Source organism: Streptomyces sp. NPDC059373, from assembly GCF_042751495.1.
Classification (GTDB): Bacteria; Actinomycetota; Actinomycetes; order Streptomycetales; family Streptomycetaceae; genus Actinacidiphila.
The window spans coordinates 139360-146119 of the sequence record NZ_JBHYXC010000015.1 but is presented as its reverse complement, the minus strand read 5'-3'; the positions used below and the strand labels follow the sequence as shown (position 1 = coordinate 146119).

Below are 6760 nucleotides of genomic sequence, written 5' to 3'. Positions count from 1 at the left end.
CGGTGAGGTCATCCGGATCGACGCGGCCCAGCGGTTCAACATCAAGTGACAGCGTGCGGCGGGGGGGGGGGGGGGGGGGTGCCCCCGGGGCCCGCCCAGGGGGGGGGGCCGGCCGCCCCCCCCCCCCCCACCCCCGCCCCCCCGCGTCCGGGTTGCTTGCAAGGAGGCGCTGGGGGAGCCCTGGTCAGACCATCTGGAGGACGGGCTTGATGGTCTTGCCCGACTCGGAATCCTCGCAGGCGGTGTTGATGTCCTTGAAGCTGTACGTGGTGATGAGGCGGTCGTAGGGGAAACGCCCCTGTGCGTGTAGTTCGATCAGCTTCGGGATGAACTCGTCGGGACGGGCGTCGCCCTCCGTCACGCCGGTGATGGTGCGGCCCGTCATGAGGAACTCGAGCATGTCGACCCGGACTTCGGTGCCGGCGGTGCCGAAGCCGAGGACGGCGGCGGTGCCTCTCGGCGCCAGGGCGTCGACGGCCTGGCGGACGACGGAGGTGACCGCGGTGGTGTCCACCGAGTAGTTCGCGCCGCCGCCGGTGATCCGGCGGATCTCGCCCACCACGTCCTCGGTGGCCCCGTTGAGCGTGTGGGTCGCGCCGAGTTCCTTCGCCAGGGCAAGGCGCTCGTCGACCAGGTCGACGGCGATGATCTTCGTGGCGCCGGCGACCTTGGCGGCCATCAGCGCGGCCAGGCCGACCGCGCCCGTACCGAACACCACCAGGCTCGAACCGGCCTCCGGCTTGAGGCGGTTGAGGACCGTGCCGGCGCCGGTCTGGATGCCGCAGCCGAGCGGGCCGACGATGGACAGATCGGTGTCGGGAGCGACCTTGACCACGTTGGACTCGACCGCGATGGAGTAGCTGGCGAAGGAGGACTGGCTGAAGAAGAAGCCGTGGACATCGCCCTCGCCGTGCAGGGCGTTGGTGCCGTCGGGGCGCGAGCCCGCGACGTTGCGCACCACGAACTGCTCGCAGTAGGCGGGTTCGCCGCGGTTGCAGGCCCCGCAGTTGTGGCAGGACGCGAAGGTCAGCACGACCTTGTCGCCGGGGGCGACCTTCGTCACGCCCGCGCCGACGGCCTCGACCACACCGGCGCCCTCGTGGCCGAGGACCACCGGCAGGGGGACCGGCAGCCACTGGTTGCGCACGCCGATGTCGGTGTGGCAGACGCCGGAGGAGTGGATCTTGACCAGGACCTCGCCCTGGCCCGGGCCGTCGAGTTCGAGTTCCTCGATGACGAAGGGCTTTTCCGCTTCGCGGACGACAGCTGCTGTAACACGCATGGATACTGCTCCTGGGAGACGATGAGGATGGGTGGCGTGAGGTCCTGACCCCGGACGTCAGCCCGGCAGGTAGATCGACTTGAGCTGCTGATAACCGGCGAGGGCCTCAGGACCGAACTCCCGCCCGATGCCGCTCGCCTTCACCCCGCCGAAGGGGGCGTTGAGGTCGAGTACGTACCCGTTGACGCCGATCGTGCCCGTCTGCACCCGGCTCGCGACCGACACGGCCCGCTCGGAGTCGGCCGACCAGACGCTGCCGCCGAGCCCGTAGTCGGAGTCGTTGGCGATCCGTACCGCGTCGTCGTCGTCCTCGTACTTGATCACCGACAGCACCGGTCCAAAGATCTCCTGCTGGGCGATCGTGGCGGCGTTGTCCACGTCGGCGAAGACCGTCGGCTGTACGAACCAGCCCCGGTCGAGGCCCACAGGCCGCTTGCCGCCGAGCGCGAGTCGGGCCCCCTCGCCGACACCCTTGGCGATGAAGCCCTCGACACGGTCGCGGTGCTCGGCCGACGCGAGCGGACCGACCTGCGTGCCGGCCTCCAGCGGGTCACCGACCTTCAGTGACCCCATCCAGGCCGTGATCGCGTCCACGACCTCCGTGTAGCGGCTGCTCGGCGCCAGGATGCGCGTGCAGGCCATGCAGGTCTGGCCGTTGTTCGCCAGCGAGGCGAAGAACAGGCCCTCGGTCACCTTGCCCAGGTCGGCATCGTCCAGGATGAGCGCCGCCGACTTGCCGCCGAGTTCCAAGGTGACCGGGCGCATCAGGCGCCCGCAGTTCTCGGCGATGATCCGGCCCGCGGCGGTGGAACCGGTGAAGGCGACCTTGTCGATGTCCGCGTGCGAGACGAGGTAGGCGCCCAACTCCCGACCGCCCGGTACCCAGTTGATGACCCCGGCCGGGACCTGCGCCTCCTCGGCGGCCTCCGCGAGGATGAAGCTGTCCAGGACGGTGCCGGGGGAGGGCTTGACGACGACGGTGCAGCCCGCCGCCAGCGCGGGCGCGATCTTGGTGAGGGCGAGGACCACCGGGTAGTTCCACGGCACGACGGCCGCGACCACCCCGATCGGGGTGCGCTGCACGAGGGTGTCGAAGCCCAGCGGCGACGGCCTGCGCTCGACGGTTTGGGTCGAGGTGGCCAGCGCGGCGTAGTACCGCAGGAGCGCGACCGCGTAACCGCCCTCGAACTGCTCGCTCAGGCTGAGCGGCATGCCGTTCTGCAGGCTCACCGTGCGGGTGAGCTGCTCGGCGCGCTTCTCCACGGCATCGGCGAAGCGGTTGAGGACGGCGGCTCGCTCGGCGGGGTCCGTGGTCGCCCATCCCGACTCGTCGAACGCGCGCCGAGCGGCCCGCACCGCACGGTCGACGTCCTCCTGGGCGGCTTCGGGCACGCTGCCCAGGGTTTCCTCGGTCGTCGCGTTGATCAGTTCGATGCGGTGGTCCGTCGACGGTGCGACCCAGCCTCCGTCGATGAACAAGTTGTCATGCACCACTGTCATGCCCGGCTCCTTTGCTGGTGACCGCTCGAACGAGCCCGACAGACCCTGTCCTGTGCGGGCCGCTTGTGGCGATGCGGGGCGGCGCTGCTCACCTGAACATAGGGATCTCCTGCCAGGTAGTCAACATGCAGAGAAACTAATGCTCTGTCTCTGTAGATTGTCTCGGGAGTTCTGCAGGAACCGTGCGACGGTTCGATTGGCAAAATGGTCTACGCTATATGGACCACAGTACTCAGAGTTGTATAGAGTGAGCTGATGAAGTGAGGTGGATCGTGGACGACGCGGTTCTGCTGGAGGCCAGTGGCCCGGTGGCCCGGCTGATACTCAACCGGCCCGCCAAGCACAACGCGCTTCGGTTCGACGACCTGGACCGACTGGTCGAGCTGCTGCACGAGGCCGAGGAGGACGACTCGGTCCGGGTCATCGTTCTCCAGGGCCGGGGCCGGTCGTTCTGCTCCGGGCACGACTACGACGACGCGGTGCGCTCCTACGGCCTGGAGCCGGGCCGGAACGGCGAGAAGCCGCGTCGGCCCAGCCAGCGTTCCAGGCTGGCCCGCGACCGCAGGCTCGGCATGAACTACATGGCGTTCCAGTACTCGCTCAAGCCGGTGATCGCGCAGATCCAGGGCGTGTGCGTCGGTGCGGGCCTGTATCTGGCCGAACTGGTCGACCTGGCGATCTGCGCGGACACCGCGCGCTTCAGCCATGCCGAGCAGCGGCTCGGGCTCGCCGGGAACACCTGGCATCTGAACACGCAGATCATCAAGTACGGCCCCAAGCGCGCGCGGGAGCTGCTGCTGCTGGGGGAGGAGTTCAACGGCCCGCAGGCGGCCGACTGGGGGCTGGTGAACAGGTCGGTGCCCGAGGAGGACTTGGAGGCCACCGTGGACGAGTGGGCGCGCAAGGTGGCCCAGCACCCGAGGGACGCGCTGGTCACCGGCAAGGCGATGTACCAGATGGCGCTGGACAGCCTGGGCGGCACGCAGCAGTTCTGGCGCGGCTATGTCGGGCACACCCTGGGCACCAACCTGCGTTTCGAGCCCGACGAGTTCAACTTCCTGCGTGAGCGCGGCCGGCTCGGCACCCGCGAGGCGTTCGCTGACCGGGACAGCCACTACGGCGGGAACGGGAACGGCGGGAGTGACGGAAGCGACAGCTGAGCGCTTTTCAAGACCGCCCGCGGAAGGGAGCCCGCAGGAGGGGCACCAACATGGTACACTGATGTGCTCGGGGATGGGGCCCGTGTACAATTCCTGGTGCCCCCCCAACCACGCGGCGGTCACCTCTGCTCAGTGCGGCTCGGTCGTACCCGTGAGGTGCACCATGTCCTGGCCGCCGCTGCCCACCCAGGCGTCGCGGATCTCGCGCCGCAGGATCTTGCCGGTGGCGTTGGTGGGCAGGGCGGCGTTGCGCAGCCACCACCGGGTCGGCAGCTCGAACCGCGCCAGCCGCCCCCCGGCGAGCAACCGCAGGCCGTCGACGTCCGGGACCGCGCCCGGCCGCAGCACGACGGCCGCACCGACCTCCTCCCCGAGGTCGGGATGCGGCAGGGCCACCGCCGCGGCCTCCAGGACATCGGGGTGGGCGAGCAGCGCGCTCTCCACGTGGGCGCAGGAGATGTTCTCCCCGCCGCGGATGATGATGTCCTTCGAACGGCCGGTGACGTAGAGCCAGTCGGGCTCCTCGATCCGGCCGAGGTCGCCGGTGCTGATCCAGCCGTCGGCGTCGGCGATGCCGCCCGTCTCGCCCAGGTAGCCGCCGGTGGCGGTGGGGGTACGGGCCTGGATCTCCCCCACACCGTCGGCGTCGGGGTTCTTGATCCGCAGCTCCACCACGGGCAGCGCCCGGCCCACGCAGCCCGGTCGCTCCGCGACGTGGCGGCCGCTCCCCGCGGCCAGCACTCCGCCGGCCTCGGTGAGACCGTAGAGGCTGCCCACCCGCGACTTCACGCCGGAGAACGACGCCGCGACGCGCTGCCGCAGCTCGGGGGAGATGGCCGAGCCTCCCATCGGGACCGAGGCGACGCTCGAGGTGTCCCGCTTGGTGAAATCGGGGTGGTCCAGCACCCGGGAGACCATGGTCGGCACGCTGCCCCACACGCGTACCCGCTCCTTCTCGATCAGCGTCAGGACCTCGGCGGGGTCGAACCTGCCGCTGAGGAAGATCAGTGAGCCGCCCGACAGCAGGCTGGTGCAGCCGATCTGGACACCGGCGAGATGGAACAGGGGCACCGACAGCATGCTCACGGTGCCCGGGTGGTCCGCGGGCAGCTCGTTGGGCAGACGGCCCGTCAGCGTGAGCAGGTTCTGCAGGTTGGCCACCACTGAGCGGTGCGACATGATCACGCCCTTGGCGGTCCCGGTCGTACCGGAGGAGAACATGATCAGCGCGGTGTCGTCCTCGGTGACGGGGGCCAACTCCATCGGCACGGCCGTGTTGTCGTCGACGAGCGGGCGCAGCGTGTCGAAGCCGAGGGTCGCGCTGCCGTCGATCTGCCGGTCGGTGACCAGCAGGGCCGGCTCGGCGAGGGCCACCGCGGCGGCGGCCTCCTCCGGGCTCCACCAGGCGTTGCCCAGCACCGCGACCGCGCCCAGCGTCTGCAGGGCCCAGAACGCCACGACCCACTCGATGCGGTTGAAGCCCAGCAGCATCACCCGGGTGCCGCGGCCGACGCCGAGACCGCGCAGGTGTGCCGCCACCCGGGCCACCGCCTGCTCGTGCGCCCCGGAGGTCATCCGGCGTTCCCCCTGAACCAGGAACTCCCGGTCGCTCCAGCGGCGGGCTTCGAGGAGCAACTCCGCCATCGATCCAGGGCGGCGGGTGTAGACGAGGCACGGGTGCCCGTCGACCGTGGCCGGTGAAACCTCGCGCCCCCAGCGGGAAACATCAGTCATCGAATCCTCCTCACGCGTTTCGGACGATCGAGATCGCCTGTTCCGGGCAGTTGTCGACAGCCAGTTCCGCTTTCTCCCGCTGTCCGTCGAACACGGTCCCGTCGCCGGCCTCGGAGGCGAACCCCTCCTCGTCCGTGGAGAACAGGTCCGGCGCCAGCACGACACACCGGTTGTGCCCCTGGCACAGCTCAGGGTTGACATGAACCTTCATTGGCATCTCCGTTCGTGTGTGGTCAGCGGACGAACCGCGGCGTGCGCTTCTCCAGCATCGCGGCCACGCCCTCCGCGTAGTCGGGGCGGTTCATCAGGGTGCCGATCAGCGCCTTGCTCTCCTCGACGGCCGCAGCGGCGTCGCTGTGCAGCAGGTCGGCCCACATCTGCCGCTTCGCGCTGGTCACCGCGTCGGGGGACGCGGCGGCGAGGAGGTGCGCGTACTCGTCGACGTGCTTGGTGAACTCCGGCTCGGGCAGCACCTTGTTGAAGAAGCCCATGGCTGCCATCTCCTCGGCCCGAAGCACCCGGCCGGTCAGCAGGATGTCGGCGGTGTGCGTCATCCCGACCAGCCGCGGCAGTATCCAGGACAGGCCGTACTCCGCGGGCAGCCCCAGCCGCGGCGCCGCCGTGGTGATCTTCGCGCCCTCGACGGCGAAGCGCAGGTCGCAGAAGGCGGCCAGCGCGACGGCGATGCCGGCGCACGCGCCGTTCACCGCCGCGATCATCGGCTTGCGCAGGCCCAGTTGCCAGGCCATGTCGGCGTCGAACTCCGGGCGGACGCCGTAGCCGGGCCGCTCGGCGGTCTTCGACAGCGCCGGGTCGTAATGGTCTGCCTCGACATAGCCGGTCAGCGCCTTGGGGTCGGCGCCGACGCAGAAGCTGTGCCCGGTGCCGGTCAGCACGATGACCCTGACCGTGGGGTCGTCGTCGAGCTGTTTGCAGATCCACCGGTACTCGTCATGCATCCGTCCGGTCCATGAGTTGCGCCGCTCCGGACGGTGCAGGCGGACCGTCGCGACTCCTGACTCGTCGATGGCGTAGCGGGTGACCTTGAGCTCCATCTCTCCTCCAGATCGGCGTCCGTGGCCGG

6 protein-coding genes are annotated in these 6760 nt (G+C 69.9%); 1 reads left to right on the top strand and 5 read right to left on the bottom strand.

Annotated elements, in window-relative coordinates; translation table 11 throughout:
- Nucleotides 1-184: 184 nt before the first annotated feature.
- Nucleotides 185-1282 carry an NAD(P)-dependent alcohol dehydrogenase gene (locus ACFXJ5_RS21555; RefSeq protein WP_384633227.1) on the bottom strand — a complete coding sequence of 366 codons (1098 nt, stop codon included), beginning with the start codon at nt 1280-1282 and terminating at the stop codon, nt 185-187.
- A 57-nt stretch (nt 1283-1339) separates the two neighbouring features.
- On the bottom strand, nt 1340-2782 hold the full coding sequence (locus ACFXJ5_RS21550; protein WP_384633224.1) for an aldehyde dehydrogenase: 1443 nt from the start codon (nt 2780-2782) through the stop codon (nt 1340-1342).
- Nucleotides 2783-3054: 272 nt separating this feature from the next.
- Here ACFXJ5_RS21550 and ACFXJ5_RS21545 point away from each other — a divergent pair, with 272 nt between their 5' ends.
- Nucleotides 3055-3942 carry an enoyl-CoA hydratase/isomerase family protein gene (locus ACFXJ5_RS21545; protein WP_384633221.1) on the top strand — a complete coding sequence of 296 codons (888 nt, stop codon included), beginning with the start codon at nt 3055-3057 and terminating at the stop codon, nt 3940-3942.
- Between the two features lie 129 nt (nt 3943-4071).
- Here ACFXJ5_RS21545 and ACFXJ5_RS21540 read toward each other — a convergent pair whose 3' ends face one another.
- The 3 genes from ACFXJ5_RS21540 to ACFXJ5_RS21530 are packed head-to-tail and all read right to left on the bottom strand — an operon-like array spanning nt 4072 to nt 6731.
- Complete coding sequence (locus ACFXJ5_RS21540; protein WP_384633218.1) at nt 4072-5676, bottom strand: class I adenylate-forming enzyme family protein; 1605 nt, start codon at nt 5674-5676, stop codon at nt 4072-4074.
- Between the two features lie 10 nt (nt 5677-5686).
- Complete coding sequence (locus ACFXJ5_RS21535; RefSeq protein ID WP_384633215.1) at nt 5687-5887, bottom strand: ferredoxin; 201 nt, start codon at nt 5885-5887, stop codon at nt 5687-5689.
- Between the two features lie 22 nt (nt 5888-5909).
- Entirely contained in the window at nt 5910-6731 is an 822-nt protein-coding gene (locus ACFXJ5_RS21530) for an enoyl-CoA hydratase-related protein (RefSeq protein WP_384633212.1), read from the bottom strand.
- Nucleotides 6732-6760 lie beyond the last annotated feature (29 nt).

What these genes read in the sequence shown, in the direction of transcription:
- ACFXJ5_RS21540 (WP_384633218.1), bottom strand. Translation starts at nt 5,676, where the DNA reads ATGACTGATGTTTCCCGCTGGGGGCGCGAGGTTTCACCGGCCACGGTC.
- ACFXJ5_RS21550 (WP_384633224.1), bottom strand. Translation starts at nt 2,782, where the DNA reads ATGACAGTGGTGCATGACAACTTGTTCATCGACGGAGGCTGGGTCGCA.
- ACFXJ5_RS21555 (WP_384633227.1), bottom strand. Translation starts at nt 1,282, where the DNA reads ATGCGTGTTACAGCAGCTGTCGTCCGCGAAGCGGAAAAGCCCTTCGTC.
- ACFXJ5_RS21535 (WP_384633215.1), bottom strand. Translation starts at nt 5,887, where the DNA reads ATGAAGGTTCATGTCAACCCTGAGCTGTGCCAGGGGCACAACCGGTGT.
- ACFXJ5_RS21530 (WP_384633212.1), bottom strand. Translation starts at nt 6,731, where the DNA reads ATGGAGCTCAAGGTCACCCGCTACGCCATCGACGAGTCAGGAGTCGCG.